This window comes from Paenibacillus xerothermodurans (assembly GCF_002220865.2).
Taxonomy (GTDB): domain Bacteria; phylum Bacillota; class Bacilli; order Paenibacillales; family NBRC-103111; genus Paenibacillus_S; species Paenibacillus_S xerothermodurans.
Genome location: NZ_NHRJ02000003.1, coordinates 75,732 through 91,869 on the forward strand (window position 1 = coordinate 75,732; position 16,138 = coordinate 91,869).

General features: G+C 51.7%; 15 protein-coding genes and 1 other annotated feature. Of the genes, 8 read left to right on the forward strand and 7 right to left on the reverse strand.

Translation table 11 applies throughout. The features are described 5' to 3' along the window. Nucleotides 1-312: 312 nt before the first annotated feature. Nucleotides 313-711 (forward strand): globin domain-containing protein, encoded by a 399-nt coding sequence (locus CBW46_RS07735; protein ID WP_089199449.1) that lies wholly within the window; start codon nucleotides 313-315, stop codon nucleotides 709-711. Nucleotides 712-1,282: 571 nt separating this feature from the next. On the opposite strand, the gene CBW46_RS07740 is transcribed toward CBW46_RS07735, so the two are convergent. Next, entirely contained in the window at nucleotides 1,283-1,522 is a 240-nt protein-coding gene (locus CBW46_RS07740) for a hypothetical protein (RefSeq protein WP_089199450.1), read from the reverse strand. Between the two features lie 2 nt (nucleotides 1,523-1,524). After that, nucleotides 1,525-1,707, reverse strand: coding sequence for a YycC family protein (locus CBW46_RS07745; RefSeq protein ID WP_089199451.1), 183 nt, complete (start codon nucleotides 1,705-1,707; stop codon nucleotides 1,525-1,527). Nucleotides 1,708-1,860: 153 nt separating this feature from the next. Between CBW46_RS07745 and CBW46_RS07750 the strand changes: the two genes are divergently transcribed. Together CBW46_RS07750 and CBW46_RS07755 are read left to right on the forward strand one after the other, a co-directional pair. Then, nucleotides 1,861-3,648: a M3 family oligoendopeptidase gene (locus CBW46_RS07750; RefSeq protein ID WP_089199452.1), complete on the forward strand. Its 1,788-nt coding sequence runs from the start codon at nucleotides 1,861-1,863 to the stop codon at nucleotides 3,646-3,648. Nucleotides 3,649-4,161: 513 nt separating this feature from the next. Beyond that, on the forward strand, nucleotides 4,162-4,545 hold the full coding sequence (locus CBW46_RS07755) for an O-methyltransferase (protein ID WP_089199453.1): 384 nt from the start codon (nucleotides 4,162-4,164) through the stop codon (nucleotides 4,543-4,545). A 120-nt stretch (nucleotides 4,546-4,665) separates the two neighbouring features. On the opposite strand, the gene CBW46_RS07760 is transcribed toward CBW46_RS07755, so the two are convergent. The 3 genes from CBW46_RS07760 to CBW46_RS07770 form a co-directional block, all read right to left on the reverse strand. Further along, nucleotides 4,666-5,619, reverse strand: coding sequence for an aldose 1-epimerase (locus CBW46_RS07760; RefSeq protein ID WP_089199454.1), 954 nt, complete (start codon nucleotides 5,617-5,619; stop codon nucleotides 4,666-4,668). A 111-nt stretch (nucleotides 5,620-5,730) separates the two neighbouring features. Next, nucleotides 5,731-6,702, reverse strand: coding sequence for a TIGR03943 family putative permease subunit (locus CBW46_RS07765; RefSeq protein ID WP_089199455.1), 972 nt, complete (start codon nucleotides 6,700-6,702; stop codon nucleotides 5,731-5,733). Nucleotides 6,703-6,873: 171 nt separating this feature from the next. Further along, nucleotides 6,874-8,100, reverse strand: a complete 1,227-nt coding sequence (locus CBW46_RS07770) for a permease (RefSeq protein ID WP_165842228.1) — start codon at nucleotides 8,098-8,100, stop codon at nucleotides 6,874-6,876. A 297-nt stretch (nucleotides 8,101-8,397) separates the two neighbouring features. Then, nucleotides 8,398-8,663, forward strand: a binding site (T-box leader). Nucleotides 8,664-8,762: 99 nt separating this feature from the next. Here CBW46_RS07770 and trpS point away from each other — a divergent pair. Continuing rightward, nucleotides 8,763-9,746 (forward strand): tryptophan--tRNA ligase, encoded by a 984-nt coding sequence (gene trpS / locus CBW46_RS07775; protein WP_089199457.1) that lies wholly within the window; start codon nucleotides 8,763-8,765, stop codon nucleotides 9,744-9,746. Nucleotides 9,747-9,836: 90 nt separating this feature from the next. On the opposite strand, the gene CBW46_RS07780 is transcribed toward trpS, so the two are convergent. Further along, on the reverse strand, nucleotides 9,837-10,016 hold the full coding sequence (locus CBW46_RS07780; RefSeq protein WP_089199714.1) for a DUF5325 family protein: 180 nt from the start codon (nucleotides 10,014-10,016) through the stop codon (nucleotides 9,837-9,839). A gap of 149 nt (nucleotides 10,017-10,165) precedes the next feature. Here CBW46_RS07780 and CBW46_RS07785 point away from each other — a divergent pair, with 149 nt between their 5' ends. Then, nucleotides 10,166-10,444 carry an alpha/beta-type small acid-soluble spore protein gene (locus tag CBW46_RS07785; protein ID WP_089199458.1) on the forward strand — a complete coding sequence of 93 codons (279 nt, stop codon included), beginning with the start codon at nucleotides 10,166-10,168 and terminating at the stop codon, nucleotides 10,442-10,444. 208 nt (nucleotides 10,445-10,652) lie between these two features. Here CBW46_RS07785 and CBW46_RS07790 read toward each other — a convergent pair whose 3' ends face one another. After that, a complete protein-coding gene (locus tag CBW46_RS07790; RefSeq protein ID WP_089199459.1) occupies nucleotides 10,653-11,633 on the reverse strand; it encodes a metal-dependent hydrolase in 981 nt (326 codons plus the stop codon). 60 nt (nucleotides 11,634-11,693) lie between these two features. Here CBW46_RS07790 and CBW46_RS07795 point away from each other — a divergent pair, with 60 nt between their 5' ends. From CBW46_RS07795 to CBW46_RS07805, 3 genes are all read left to right on the forward strand, one after another. Next, a complete protein-coding gene (locus CBW46_RS07795) occupies nucleotides 11,694-12,029 on the forward strand; it encodes a hypothetical protein (RefSeq protein WP_133253941.1) in 336 nt (111 codons plus the stop codon). A 131-nt stretch (nucleotides 12,030-12,160) separates the two neighbouring features. Continuing rightward, the gene (locus CBW46_RS07800) at nucleotides 12,161-13,972 is read left to right on the forward strand and encodes an ABC transporter ATP-binding protein (protein WP_089199461.1); all 1,812 of its coding nucleotides are present in this window, start codon (nucleotides 12,161-12,163) and stop codon (nucleotides 13,970-13,972) included. Next, a complete protein-coding gene (locus tag CBW46_RS07805) occupies nucleotides 13,969-16,077 on the forward strand; it encodes an ABC transporter ATP-binding protein (protein ID WP_089199462.1) in 2,109 nt (702 codons plus the stop codon). Before CBW46_RS07800 ends, CBW46_RS07805 begins: the two co-directional genes overlap by 4 nt. Nucleotides 16,078-16,138: the final 61 nt, after the last annotated feature.

Here is a 16,138-nt window from a genome sequence, read left to right on the forward strand (position 1 = left end):
TTCGCCGGCTCTTACGGTAAGAAAATTAATACAGACCGCCTCGAAATAGCTGAAATTGCATAGGATGTATGGTACAATTGGACCAATATGAGACTAGGAGTTGATCCTTATGATGGGTATAATCACTGGCATTCTCGTATGTGCTTTTGTATTTGTCATCAGGGAAACGTTAATGGCCTCCAGCGAGGAAGATTTGGAGAGCTGACATGGGTTTTATCAAGTTGATTTTCTCAGGTTACGGATGCTAAGCGCGCATTAGCGTCCTTTTTTGCATAAACGAAGAAATCCATACAGAACAGGTGATGACAAATTATGTCCGAGCAGAGCAGTCCAAGGGAAGAAAACACACTGTTTGACGCGATAGGCGGTGAGGCTGTGATTCGCCGCATCGTAGCGGCTTTTTACCCGAAGGTACAGGCAGACCCGCTGATTGGGCCGCTTTTCCCGGAAAACATTGATCCGGTTATGGAAAAGCAGGCTTTGTTTTTGACGCAATTTTTCGGGGGGCCGCCACTGTATTCAGCGAAGTACGGCCATCCCATGATGCGTGCCAGACATCTGCCGTTTGAAATAACACCGGAGCGTGCACAGGCTTGGCTCGGCTGTATGGAGCGGGCGCTGGAGGAAGTTGGCGTAGAACCTGAACTGAAAAAGTTCATGTTGGAACGTCTTCAAGGTCCGGCTCATCATTTTATCAATAAAAGTAAATAAAAAGTGATATACATGTTCAACTGCAGAGAGGAAGTGGCTGTTTGCTCGCGCCGCTTTTCAAGTGAAGGCAGAATGCAAATAATTGTAAAACGAACATCCAAACATCCAGGGACGTCGATGCTGCACGGCTCATGTATTTAATAGGCGAGCTGAACAGACATTTGAAAAAGTATAAAGGCGCGGTCTATGGTTTGGGCGCGTGATTAACGAGCAGCGCCAGCATGGACGACGCCAGGATCCGTGCTGCGCGTGAGCAGTGCTCGGCCCTACGTGATCATATGCTGGCGGACAACATGGAGCTGCCTGAGGAAATGCTCGGAGAAAGCGGGTAAGGCGGACGAAAACCTAGCTGATAAAAAAACGCTTGGCGTCACACCCAGTTTAAATAAGGGTCGGCGACAAGCGTTTTTTGCTGTGGCATGCGGGCCCGCGCGGACGACAGAGGCGCATGCGGGGCCTCCGGTGTAATGTGTGGGGCCTGTGTGGGGCCTCATGTAAGCCGCGGACGGCAGAGGCTCAATGCCCGCAGACGCCGGCTAGGTGCACGCTGCAGCAAATCTGTGGCGGCGGATCATTGCCGCTGCCGCAAAGGTTCATTTGCGAGCAGATAGTCGGTGTCGACGTCCACCAATGTAGTTTTATTGTGGCAGCAAGGAAAGACGAGCAGCTTTTTCACGCCGCGGGCAATTTCGGGCAAGTCCTTTCGTTTCAGCGGTAAAAGGACGTTGTCTGTATGGCAAAACGGACATTCCGGTACATACACATCCTGTTGAATTAAGTCGTAGGGGCACGTGTTTTCAAAAGGAATCATGGTCAAGACTCCCGTTTCGCCGAGTCCGGGGTGTTCTGACCGGGTGAGTTGGCGCTGTTTTTGCTCAGTTCGGCAAGCTTTTGCAGTAATATGTGTTGTGGCATATGCATCAGATGTTCCAATGGGACATTTAATTGTTTAGCGAGCTTTTGAGCTGTTTCAGGCGAAATTTGCAATGGTTTCATTCGTACTCACTCCTGTCCGCACAAGTTATAGTCAACATTTAAACATAGCGTCAGCAACATTTCAACAGACTCGGTGCCGGTCATTTTGGGCAATGTTGTAAAGTATGGTTTAATGAGAGTGTATCTAATTTCCCTGAAAGGGTGCGATGCTGAATGAAAACACCATTGACTCAGACGTGGAATTTATCAACTTTTTTTGAGGGTGGAAGCGCCTCGGATGAGTTTCGAACGTTTTTGCAGCAGACCGGTTCGGACATAAAAGAATTTAGACGGATTGTTGACGAGTTGTCTTCTGCGAACATTACGCACGCCGATGAGCTTATGCAGTCGGTGGAGCTGCTTCAATCCATCGCCAAAAAGCTGAGGGAAGCAGACTCGTTTGTGTCATGTCTTGCGGCTGAAAATCAGACTGACAAACATGCAATTTTTCTCGCCGGCCGGGTCAAAGAGCTCGCGGCGGCATACGCCTCGGCTCAGACTACATTTGATCAGCTGCTCACGCAGATTGACGATGCAACATGGAGATCGATGCTGAACAGTCCTCAGCTGGATGAAATAGCGTTTCCGCTGCAGGAGCGCCGTGAGCTCGCGGCGGAGAAGCTGCCCCCGGAGCAGGAGACGCTGGCCCATGAGCTGGCCATCGACGGTTACCACGGCTGGGGGGAAGCTTACAACACCACAGTGAGCAAATTCCGGGTTAAGTTCGAAGAGGACGGCAGGACGTTAGAGCTGTCGGCGGGCCAGGCGGCGAATAAGATGCACCATCCCAACCGGGCTGTGCGGCAGCAGCTGTTTAAGCTGTGGGAGAAGGAGTGGTCGGAGCATGCCGATTACTGTGCCGATGCGTTAAACCACCTGGCAGGCTTCAGGCTGAGGCTGTATGAGCGGCGTGGGTGGAAAGATACACTTAAGGAGCCGCTTGCGATCAACCGCATGTCCAAGGAGACGTTGGACACCATGTGGGACGTGATTGACCGTGGGAAGGACATTTTCGTGCAGTATTTGCAGCGCAAGGCGAAGCTGCTCGGATTAGAACGGTTGAGCTGGTATGACGTGGAGGCTCCCGTAGGGCAGGGCAGCCAGCATTTTAGTTACGATGAAGGCGCGAAGTTGATCGTGGAGCAATTCCGGGAATTTAGTCCGAACATGGCCGACTTTGCTGAGCACGCGTTTGAGTCCCGTTGGATTGAGGCAGAGGACCGGCCGGGCAAAAGGCCCGGCGGTTTTTGTACTTCTTTTCCGATCGCGGAGGAGACTCGCATTTTCATGACTTACGCGGGCACAGCCTCCAATGTTGCGACTCTCGCCCATGAGTTGGGGCACGGCTACCATCAACATGTGATGAATGATCTGCCCGCATTGGCACAGGAATATGCGATGAATGTCGCGGAAACGGCGTCCACGTTTGCTGAGATGGTGGTGTCAGACGCGGCGATCAAGAGTGCCTCCAGTGAGGAGGAGCGGCTCACGCTGCTTGAGGATAGGATTCAGCGGTCGGTTGCGTTTTACATGAACATTCATGCCCGGTTTTTGTTCGAGACCCGGTTTTATGAGGAACGCGGCAAAGGGCTGGTCAGCGTAGACAAGCTCAACGAAATGATGGAGCAAGCGCAGCGCGAGGCGTTCCGCGATTCCTTAGCTGAGTATCACCCGCATTTCTGGGCGTCAAAGCTGCATTTCTACATAACGGACGTACCGTTTTACAACTTTCCTTACACGTTTGGATATATGTTCAGCTCCGGCATCTACGCTGAGGCAGTGCGCCAAGGGGGCGAATTTGAGGATAAATATGTGGCTCTTTTGCGAGATACCGGCCGAATGACGGTTGAGCAGCTGGCCGAGAAGCATCTTGGGGTAAATCTGCGCAAACCGGACTTCTGGCAGCGCGCCCTGGATTTAACTGCGGAGGATGTTCGGGAATTTCTGCAGGCTACCCAATAGCGGAAAAGGCCCTTGGCCGATGCTCGGCTGCTGTACGGTTGGACTTGCGCCCACCAACCTACATAGAAAAATGCACTGCGTGGGGGGGCCGGCATGGCCCCTCCGTTTTTTTTGCAATGTCACCTTAACATCAACGACAGCTCTCTTCGAATTAGTCGACCTGACAACCATGTGAGGGGAAAGTGCCATTATAAATGCCCATCCGGGGGTCCATAGAACTAATTAATTTTATCCCAAAATTAGATTCGTGTAATGGTTTCGTATCTGTGGGAGAAAGGCGGACGGGCAGCACGCTGATATGAGGAACAGGGCGGACTATCCCTACAAAAAAGGCACTTCTACGCAACAAGGAGGGTAAAAACATGTCTGCTATTGTAACAAAATGTAGAAAAATCAGAATTATTCTAAAAATTGTAAATACATGTTGATTCTTGCATATTAAGTAAATATAATAGGACTACAGCCCTATAGGCTGTGAACAAATATTATGTGCCACGAGAGAGGAGGGAAATAATGATTTTAGACCACGTGCCGTTGGCAAGACAACTGGATATTGTGTTCCGGGAGATCAAAGAAGAGCTGGCACAACTGACATCAGGAACGGTATTCGTACAAATTCGCAACAATGTGGTAGGCAAGTTCGGAGTAAGAGCGTTTCCGCTCGAGAGCAAAGGGAACGAAATGCAGAAGATGGACTCAGGATTATCCGAGACACAGCTCCAAAGCTTTTACAGAACGGCTGTCGAATCGCTCAAGCTGAAGCGGTGGACCCATGGCGAAATCTTATTTGAGTTCGCGATGCGCAAGAACACGCTGTGTACGAGCGTCGCCTTCGAATCGAATTATAACATGGCGAGCCTGTTGGGAGAGAACGAACAGAAACAGAGAAGACTTTAAGAGCAATTAGCACTCATTTTAGTTCATGCCTGCAATACTTCATATTTTATCGGTCGTGGTCCCCGCCAGCTGCTGCAGCAGGCGGGGATTTCGGTTCAGCCCCCTCGCCCTTATCCTCCTTTACTTATGCATGAGTTCCAAAGTGACGTCCAATTCCAATGAGGTGCCGGGTTCAATGGTTCGAAATCCGGTCACGTCAGCCGGTGCACTGATATTGGGTGCATTGGTTACCCAAGTGTAGGGTTCCAGGCATATGAAATCATGTACATCACCCTTGGTGTATACCACCCACTGTTTGAATAAATTTGAGCCCTCGTAACGGATCTCCACATCCTTGCTTGCCAAAACCGCGGAACATGGGTTGCCGCCAATCTGAAACACTGTATCCATGTTGTGTCCCTTGAGTGTGTCGCCGTGTGGCAGCTTGTCATACTGGCCGAGCGGGGTAATGTGACCTAACGGCACGTTGGCATCATCCAGCTCCCAGATGCCGTCGACCGGCAGCGTTAGCTGCCAATTGTCCGGCTTACCGTCAAGCTGGAACCAGGTGTGCAGACCGTATCCGAACGGCGCACTATTGTGCCCATGGTTCGTTGCCAGCAAGCTGTGGGTTAATTTCGAGCCGTCCAGCACATAGGTCACCGTTAAAGTTAGCTGGTGCGGGTACTGCCGCTGCACCTCCGGATCTTTCCCCAATTCCAGGACAGACGTGATGAACAACTGTCCATCCTCCCGTTCGCCGGCTTCTGTCACCGTCCACGGCTGGTCTTTGACAAGCCCATGGATATGGTTGCCCGTCGCCGGTTGATTCACGTCAAATTGATACGTCCGCCCTTCGAATTCGAAGCGTCCGTCGCGAATACGGTTGGGCGGCATCAGGATGGGGGTGCCGTATTGCACATGTTCTTTTCCTAACGTGGCGGGACTGCCCGGGCAGCGCAGCGTTTCCCGCTGCAGCTTTTTGTCCCACACGCTGTACACGTTATTTCCGATTGCGGGACAGATGGAAACAGTGAGGTGGTCGTTTTCCAATACATAAGCCGGAGTTCCCTGCCAGTCGATTTGTTTTAACATGAGATCAGGCTCCTTTGTGTATCGTTTTTCCGCGTGTAGGTTGCGCTTACATTGTACCAGAATAAGGTTAGACTACCATGCAAAATGCCATTCCGGGTGATTGGCTGCGGGTCACGTACCGAACTTGGGATTAGGGTAAACATATTGGGTTTTAGCAGGCTCGGCTGTGGCGATTTTTTCTGCCTGCAGCATGAGGATGTCCATTTCGTTGAATTTGGTTTTGCGGATCGTCCCGGTCACGGTCACCCATTCGTCTGCATTGAAATTTTGCGCTCTGTCATACGCCACCAGCAGTCCGATAGGCGCTGCATCGGCGGAGCAGCATTGTATCGAGAAGCGGCCAAGCACGAACTGGTTATCTTTCATATCCTCCGGGCGATAGACGAAGCCTGTCAGTTCCAGCTTTTTGCCCGTGAATTGATCCTGATACAAATCAAGTGTCGTCAATGTTTCAATATACATTTCATCTTTTACACGAACGATATCAGACTGGTACAGCTGCTTTGCATATTTCGCATAGTGTTCTGTAAATTTATCCGATGGAAATAATGCATCCAACTCAGCTGCGGACGCCACTGTCTCGCTCTGATTTGTTTGTCCGGACTGGCCGGATGAGCTGTTCGGGTCCGGGGAGGGCGCGGAGGCGGCGGGCGCCGGCTTCACGGGCGGCGACTGCGCTGTCGTGCCTTCCTTTTTCACTAAGCCTGCACTGCTCAAGTTCATGCCCTTTTTATCGGCCACACTGCTTCCTAGCGAGGTCTCGGGGAGCGCGAAGCCAAGAACCAGCGGAAAGCAGAACAACCCGTAGATGGCTCCGTTCTTCCACAGTGAGCTTGAAGGGGCATGATCATGCCCACAGTCACACGCCTCGGAAGAGCCAGAAAAAGCACGGAACCCCCGATAGACTTGATATACGGCGATAAGGTAAAATCCAAACGCGGACCACTTCACATAATCCGTCATACGAGGGGCAATATAATACACAATGTTATCCGTCTTCACGAGGTAGACGATATACATAGCGAAGCTGAACAGGATGGCTGCTTTGATACAATGGTGCAAGCTGGCCAGACGCGAATTCATAATAAGACGCTCCTTTCCCGAGTAAAGGTGACTGCCACAGCCATGGGTGAAACAGTATTGAGCAAAGAGAGTCCGGCTGCATATGCGGCAGTGTTGCTTGGCAACAGACTCCCGGCCTATATACGAGCAGCACTGTGCTACAGCGCTAGCCGTGGGAGGTAAGGTTATAAATCAGACGAAGGATAACTGCTCAAACAACAAAGAGCAGGTGAACACCACCACCGCTATCAGGACACAGAGTGTTATTACGAGCCGGGTGCGAAACGCCGACAGCATCATCAGCACGCTTTTGATATCCAACATCGGACCGAATACGAGGAACGTCAGCAGTGAGCCGGCAGCAAACGTTGTGCCGAATGAAGCCGCCACGAATGCATCTGATGTGGAGCACAGCGACAATATGAACGCAAATGCCATCATAAACAGATGTGACGCAACCTCGCCTTGGGCGATAGAGACGAGATCTTCCCGTGAAATGAGCGTTTGGATCACAGCTGTAATCAGCGCGCCGAGCATAAGATATTTGCCCATGTCAAAAAATTCGTCCGATGCATGACTGAGGACTCCAGACAGCCTCCCCGCTAAACCGCTGCGGCTGGAGTGGTCGTGACCGTGGTGGTCGCGCTCGTGGTGGTCGTGGCCGTGGTGATCGTGACTGCTGCGGTCGTGCCCGCGCTGGTAGTGGCCGTGGTGGTCGTGACCGCGGTGCTCGTGACTGCGATGCTCGCGCGTGTTGAGCACGCGATGATGATGGCCCTGCTCGTTCACATGAGTACGGCCGTGGAGCTTCTCATCGAGGTAACTGGCCTGCTCGAACGGCTGACGCTCATCATGCCAGTGCGGAGCCGTATGATGTATGTGACTGTGAGAGCCGATTGCATGCGCATGAAAGGTGTATGTATGCGAGGACGAGCGCGCCTCACGCAGCGGATTGATTTTTACAAAGCGGTAGACGATCAGCCCGATGATCAGCGAGACTAGAAACGCGAGTCCCATGCGTGAATACGCGATCTCAGGCCGGGAGGGAAAAGCCATGAAGGTTGATACGTACACCACCGGATTAATGATCGGACCGGCCAAAATCAACACCGCCGCGACGTGAACGGGCATGCCTTTTAACATCAATCGGCGAATCACTGGGATCATCCCGCACTCGCATAACGGAAAAATGAGTCCAACAGAACAAGCAAACAAAATGCCAAGCACGGGATTTTTGGGCACAAGCCTGCGGATGGTTTGCTCAGAGACAAAGATTTGCAGCACGGCGGAAACCAGCACCCCAAGCAGTATAAAAGGAAATGCTTCCAGGATAATGCTCAGAAAAAGTGTTTTGAAGCTTTGCACGTCGGGACTGTTGAAAAAGCTGAGATCCGGAGGCTGTTTTTGCGTAAAAATCATAAATAACAACACCAGGCAAATTACGGCAAGCAGGTTTGTACTGACGCGTTCAACGGTTTGTCGCAAAGCTCATTTCTCCCTTTCTACATCGTAATTATTATTAATGTCTATGTCGTATGGCCGATATGTAGGACATGCGCAGGCAGATATAGGACATTGCGAGCGGAGAAACATGCGGATCCGCGTGCCCGCAAGAAATCCGCCATATCGCCCACGGGAACAGCTGTTTGACAGAACATCAACCATTGTTTATGATGAAACAAAGGTTTTTCCAAAGCCAATGCAGTGCAAATAACACAACAAGCGATGATAGGAACAAGTAGACGACTTCGATTCTTTCAGAGAGCCGGTGGCCGCTGTGAACCGGTAGATAGTCGGCGTTGAATGGGTCCTGGAGCTGACAGTTGAACGATGCGGGCACACCTCGGCTGTACGGCCGTGCAGGCAGGCTCGGTCTAAGGCTGTTTCCGGCACTCCTCCGTTACGGGAGCAATGAGGTTTTTCACCGGACGTTACACGGTGGATTACGAATTAGGGTGGCACCACGGTCCTTCGTCCCTTGCGAAGGGCTTTTTTGCGTTGTAACAATGTAGCTTGCGGGCGTAGCGAACAATGAGTATTAAGCCAGCTAGCGCACAAACCAATAGGAGGGAAACACAACGATGAAAAGAGTATTGTCGGGCATGCAGCCCAGCGGACAGTTGACGCTGGGAAATTATATCGGAGCGTTAAAGAACTTCACTGCACTGCAGCATACACACGATTGTTACTTCATGGTCGTCGACCTGCACGCGGTCACCGTACCCCAGGAGCCCAAGGCTCTAAAGGAGCAGACTGAAGCGGTCGCAGCGCTATATATAGCTGCTGGCATTGATCCGGCCAAATCTACCGTGTTCCTGCAATCGCATGTTCACCAGCATGCTGAGCTCGGATGGTTGCTGACAACGCTGACCTACATGGGCGAGTTGGAGCGGATGACGCAATTCAAGGATAAATCCGCAGGCAAAGAGTCGGTGGGCGCCGGTCTATTTACGTATCCTTCCCTGATGGCTGCGGACATATTATTGTATAACGCCGACCTGGTACCGGTGGGAGACGACCAGAAGCAGCATTTGGAGCTGACCCGAGATCTCGCTCAGCGGTTCAATCAGCGCTTCGGAGACACCTTTACCATTCCCGAGCCTTACATTCCGAAGCTGGGTGCGCGGATTATGTCTTTGGACGACGCCTCTAAGAAAATGAGCAAAAGCAACCCCAATCAGGGCAGCTTCATCGCCCTGCTTGATCCGCCGGATGTAATTCGTAAGAAGATCAGCCGTGCTGTTACCGACTCCGGCCGTGAAGTCAAATTCGACCCGCAAAACAAACCCGAAGTGAGCAACTTAATTAGCATTTACGCTCAATGTGCTAATAAGTCAATCGCAGAAGTTGAGGCGCTGTACGAGGGACAGGGATATGGCCCATTTAAAAAGGACCTGGCAGAGCAAGTTGTCGCCCTGCTGCAGCCGCTGCAAGAGCGATACCGCGATATACGCGCCTCCGGAGAGCTGCACAACATCCTGCGTGAAGGGGCGCAGCGTGCGTCGGAGCAGGCGGAGCTCATGCTTCGCCGAACGAAAGAGAAAATGGGATTTTTGGTACTCTGAAATAAACCAAAAATAAGAGTCTGTCGGCAGTCCGCCACCGGTTCGGTAGGCTCGGTCACCGCACAGACTCTTATGTTGTTCTGGAGAAGCTCAGCGTTCGCTCCGTTTTCGCAGCTTGGCTTTGATGATAAATCCGAAACCGATAAACGTGACAGACAGTACCGCGAACAGCAGCACAAGCCACACGCTGCCCAGAGCGATGGCATAGCTAACGCCAGCCAGCAGCAGGGTGCCGAGCACGGCAAACAAGAGGGCTAGTCCTTTGTTCATCCAGGTGTTTCCGCCTTTCTGATATGATAGTTTGACAACCAAAACATCTGCACTTGTGCGTATACTTTTTGCTCCGCACCACATAATAAGTTTGCAAGCTTGCAAATACATCACAGATCTTCATTCAAAAATGAAAGGAGCTCACCACTATGGGAGGACAAGGTGGCGGCGGCGGCGGAGGCGGCGGCGGCGGCGGTAACAACATTCTGGTTGTACCCCAAGCCAGCCAAGCGCTGAACCAATTGAAGTACGAGGTTGCACAAGAACTAGGAATTGCAATGCCTCCAGACGGCTATTATGGTTACATGGCAACTCGCGATACAGGAGCGATCGGTGGACACATGGTTCGCCGTATGGTCCAAATGGCTGAGATGCAGCTTGCTAGCTCGCAGCAGGCTCAAATGGCACAAATGGGGCAAATGCGCTAGCCGATGTAATGGGTTCATTATAGAAAGCTCAAGGGCCCGCCCTTGGGCTTTTCACTCAGAATAACATATGTTTAGCGTGAAGTCATAAAGAAAGGGCTGCTTCAGCAGCCCGTGCAATCTAAGTTACGCCTCACGATTTAACTGTCGGCTCCGTTCACCGCACATGTCCGCGCAGCTGGCCACCGTATTGAATGCGCTGCCTTTGTTATTACGTATTGGCCCGAAGTTTTTTGCCAAGCCTCGTTTCACTCACCCAGCCAACGTATGAATCTATCGGCTGAAGTTCCTGGTCGAGCAATACAACAGCCACAAAGGGGTATTGCTTGCGATGGCGATAGCGCACGTCCGCCCAACGAACCTCGTATCCCCACTCATGACTGCGCAATTCGGCGCACGCGAACGAACTGAAATACAAGAACGCTGCGACGTTTTTGTGCAGTTTCGAAGCCTCAACCGCCGGATGCACCGCGCAGGCCACTTCGTCCACCCACTGTATCCGCCTGTTACGGTATTCTCCCAGGATAAAATGGCCGTCCGAGCGCCGTTTAACAATTTGCCAGGCTTGCAGGTTGAATGTCGGAATCAAGAAGTAACGGTCGCCGTCCGCGTATTGCGGGTCCTGCTGATACAAGCGAGATTCCAATCGGTAATGGTGCCATGACCTCCAAACATAATAGACCGCCAAAAATGCGTACAGCAACGGGAATATAATTTGAGGCCGTGCAAGATGGACAGACCACGTGAAAATCGCTACGATATGGGAAAGAAAGATGACGGGATCGAAAATGTGAATGATATTCCACGACACCCATTTGTGTGAAAACGGCCTGAGGGCCTGGGTCCCGTATGTATTAAACAGATCGGTAAACACATGGAACGCCACGGCGACAAATACCCATAACGCGATATGTCCGACGGGCAGCCCTTGAAACACCAGCATGAGCGCCAAAGTAATAAGTCCCGTCCAAATTACGACAGCGGGCAGTGAATGAGACAGCCCACGATGGTTTTTGATATACGATGCGTTGCTTTTAAACCGAAGCAGGGTGTCAAAGTCGGGTGCCTGCGATCCAACGACGGTGCCCACAAGCACGGCTGTCGCCACTGCGGGGTTCGATGCGACGATGGGATCGATGTAGGCCAAACCGGCCAAGCCGAAGCCAATGACTAGATGCGTACCGCTGTCCATGGATTGTCACTCCTAACTGGTAGCTGCTCTTTATTTTATCATTTTACGATTGAAAATAAAGTGAAGGAAGTGAAAAAATTGCCTATCGTGTTTGTTGAATATCAAATATTACCCCAACACACACCAGCTTATTCAGAGTGGCTGGCAGAGGTGCGGGCGAAGCATGCTGAGTTGGAGGTGTACGAAGGAGCCGATCAGCCGGGGCTGTTCGTGGAAATATGGCATGGGCTTTCGCGGGACGAGTATGACCGGCTGAAACAAGAGAGACTTACCGAAGCAGCCGGTTCGGCGGGGCTTGGATTGCCCAGCGCAAGTTTTAGCTGGCGGGAACTGCACCAGTGGGTATCGGGCGGTGCCCAAAAGATTCATATTTGGTATTTCGAAAAAGTAAAATAGTCCATAATTTGAGATAAGTAAATCCATGGCATGTTGAATTTAATCGCGGTAATCTTAAGTAGCTTTGGCAGTGTGATGGACGGAAACAACAAAAAATAGCTTTGTTCAACCAGAAAGCATGGGGGGATCGGATGGAGACAAGCAATATTTTTTGGAACCATGTGAAGCGGAACCGGTGGGCATATCTGATGGGGTTTGCATTATTGTCCATATCCAGCCTTCTTCAGCTGCTTATACCGTGGTTATTAGGGCAATTCACCGACAAACTACAAAGCTCGAATTTAGCATACGGCGAGACGGTTTCTTTTGCTCTGTGGATGACTGCGGCAGGTTTTGGAATCGCTTTTTTTCGGTCGACGAGCCGCATTTATTTGTTTCGCTTGGCCCGGACACTGGAAATGCGGGTAAGAGGGGAGCTGTTTCGGCACTGGGAGAAGCTTTCCGCGCAGTACTTCAACAATCAACGGATAGGCGATTTAATGTCGCACGCGATAAGCGACGTCAACGTGATTCGGGAAGTAACCATGCAGGGCTATTTTAACATCATGGAGGCAGTGCTGCTCATCGTCATATCGGTGATCGCGATGGTCACGTCGGTCAATCCGCTGCTCACGCTGCTCACGATGCTGCCTTTGCCGCTGCTGAGCATTTTGGCGTACCGTTTTAACAAACGGATTCAGCAGCAATCTGCGGATGTGCAGGCCGCCGTATCGGATTTAACAAGCCGGGTGCAGGAGTTTACCGCAGGCATTCGAGTGGTGAAGGCGTTCGTTCAGGAGCAGGAGGAGCGCGGCCTGTTTGCCCGGGATAATCAGCATGCTGTCGATATGAACAGAAGATACGTGCGGTCCAACTCTTTGTTCACCTCGCTGAGCGCCGGCATTATTGGGTTCAGCTTCATGATGTCTGTTGTGCTTGGCGGTATTATGGTATTGCAAAACGTGATCACGCTCGGCGAGTTCGTCGCTTTTAACACTTATTTGTCCCTGCTCATGGGACCGATTGAAAATTTGGGCAAGGTCGTTAACCTGCTGCAGCGGGGAACGGCGTCGGAAAACAGGTTGTTACAGATTTTCCGGACACAGCCGGAAGTAGTGGATGATATCGCGGCCGATCAGGCGATAAATCACATCGACGGGGAGATCGAAATACGCAACCTGACGTTTGCTTATCCTGAAGCGGATCGCCCGACATTAAAGGATATTTCCTTAAAAGTCGCGAAGGGCAGCAGCCTGGCGATAGTGGGCCGGGTCGGCAGCGGGAAAAGCACGCTGGTGCACCTGTTGGTGCGGTTGTATAACCCGCCGCGAGGCACTGTGTTCATTGACGGGCACGATATTCATGAAGTTCCGTTGCGTACACTGCGCGGTCAAATCGGCATCGTACCGCAGGATCAATTCTTATTCTCTTCCACCATTAGAGATAATATCGGATTTGATCCGCATCCTTATACAGATGAACAGGTGATTGAAGCTTCCAAAGTGGCGCAGGTATATGAAAATATCGTTGAATTTCCCGATCAATTCGATACCGCGCTCGGCGAGAGAGGAATTTCATTGTCTGGCGGGCAGCGCCAGCGTGTCAGTATCGCGAGAGCCATTATCAAGCGGCCGTCGATCCTGATTTTCGATGACAGCTTGTCGGCTGTCGATACGATCACGGAAGATCTGATATTGGAAGGCTTGAAGTCGGTTATGAACAAGCGAACCACAATTATTATCGGCCATCGGATTTCCTCCGTGCAGGCTGCGGATCAAATTTTGGTGATGGATGAAGGACAGATCGTCGAGCGAGGAACGCACGAGCAGCTGCTGCGCCGCAACGGACTATACGCCGACATGTACCATAAGCAGCTGCTGGATCAGGAAGCGGAGCGGCAGGACGGACGAGATGAAGAGCAGCTGGGTCGCGCGAAGCTGCTGCAGGGGGGAGCGGGAGCATGAATATCCACTCAGAGCAGGACATCAAGAAATTTAAGGACTCTCAGCTGTTAACCCGCCTGCTTGCGTACGCACTGCCCTATTGGAAAATGGTGCTGCTGTGCATTGTGCTGGCGTTTGTTATCGTTGTCGCGGATTTGGCGCGGCCTTACTTAATTAAGGTGGCGATTGACGGTCACATCAACGGTTTGCATAAACCCATGCTTGCTGCAGACGGCAGCCAGGCAGCGCAGCTCGAGGCGTACGGTCCTGTCACACTTATGGAAAGCCGGGCATACGTGCGACTAGAAGCGAAGGACGCAAACGTGGCCGCATTGCCTTCAGGCATGGAACGGCGGCAGATTGTGCTCATCGATGGACGGCATTACATGATCTCCGGCTGGCTGCCGTCCCAGCAATCCGTGCCGGCGCTTGCAACGGAAGCTGGAGCCGCCCGCGTTGTGGCGGACGGGGAGACCTTCGCGGCGGTGCCGCTTGAGGATGGCGCCGTGCAGTTGTTTCGGGAGCAGGATTACCAAGGGTTCATCCCACTGGGTATCTTGTTTTTGTTGACAGTGGCCACGGCGTCGATACTGAGCTATTTGCAAAGCAATTTGCTGCAGTACACGGGCCAAACGATCATATATAACATAAGAGATCAGCTGTTTACCCATCTTAGCCGAATGTCGATGTCGTATTTCGACCGCAACCCGGTAGGACGACTGGTGGTGCGCGTGACACAGGATACGGAGGCTCTCAATCAGCTGTACTCTCAGGTTGTCGTTAACCTCGTGAAGGATATTATCATTTTGGCCGGCATTGTCGTCATCATGCTGCAGTTGAGTCTGAAGCTGGCGCTGCTCTCCTTCGCCGTCATACCCTTTCTTGCTGTGCTTACATTCTGGTATCGCAGAGTCATACGGCAAGCCCAGCGCAACTCACGAGTTATTTTGTCGAGGTTGAATTCTTTTTTGGCTGAAAATTTGTCCGGCATACGCATCACGCAGTTGTTCATACGTGAGGAGCGGCAGTGGCAGCAGTTTGATCATCATAACTCCGAGTATTACCGGGCAGGGATGCGGGGCACAGTGATTAACTCGATCTTTCAGCCGGCGATTGGCTTTCTCGGTAATTTGGCTATAGCGCTGCTTCTCTGGTATGGCGGGGCTAACGTGATTGACGGAGCTATCACTTTTGGCGTGGTCTATGCGTTTACCCATTATGTCAGGCAGTTTTTCCAGCCGCTCATGAGCTTGGCGGAAAAATATAATCAAATCCAGACCGCGATGGTCGGCGCGGAACGGATCTTTGACATGCTGGATGAACGGCCGACTATCACCGATTCCGCAGCCCCAATCAAACTGCCAAAGCAGGTGCGCGGCGAAATCACATTCGAGCACGTGTGGTTCGCGTACAACAACGAAGATTGGGTGTTAAAGGATGTCAGCTTCACCATTCAGCCTGGTCAAACCATTGCTTTCGTCGGCGCGACGGGAGCAGGCAAAAGCTCGATCATTCAACTCATCAACCGGTTCTATGACATACAGAAAGGCAGTATTAAACTGGATGGCGTCGACATCCGAGAGATTCCGCTGGATGAACTGCGGCGCTGCATTAGTATCGTACAGCAGGATGTATTCCTGTTCACAGGTGACATTTGCTCCAATATTCGGCTGAACAACCGCGACATCACCGATGATCAGGTAGTTGAGGCTGCGAAGATGGTGCATATGGATGAATTCGTGCGACATCTGCCGCAGGGTTACGAGACGCGATTAGGGGAGAGAGGCGTCAATCTGTCTCTTGGTCAGCGCCAACTGCTCTCCTTCGCCCGTGCAATCGCCTTCCGGCCACAAATTCTTATTTTGGATGAGGCGACCTCGAACATTGATACGGAAACTGAATTAATTGTTCAGGATGCGCTACACAGCATTTCGGAAGGACGCACCACTCTGATCGTAGCCCATCGCCTGTCGACGATACAGCATGCTGATCAAATCATCGTTATGCATAAAGGGAAAGTGCGCGAGATCGGCAACCATTATCAGCTGCTCGCACAGCGGGGCTATTATTACCGGCTCTACGAATTGCAATACAAGGAGCAGAAGCCTATGTCTACGGCAAAGTAGGCAGCGCGGGCGAAGTTTGAACCAAAGCCTGATCCCGTCAGGCTTTTTTTGCCTGATCAAG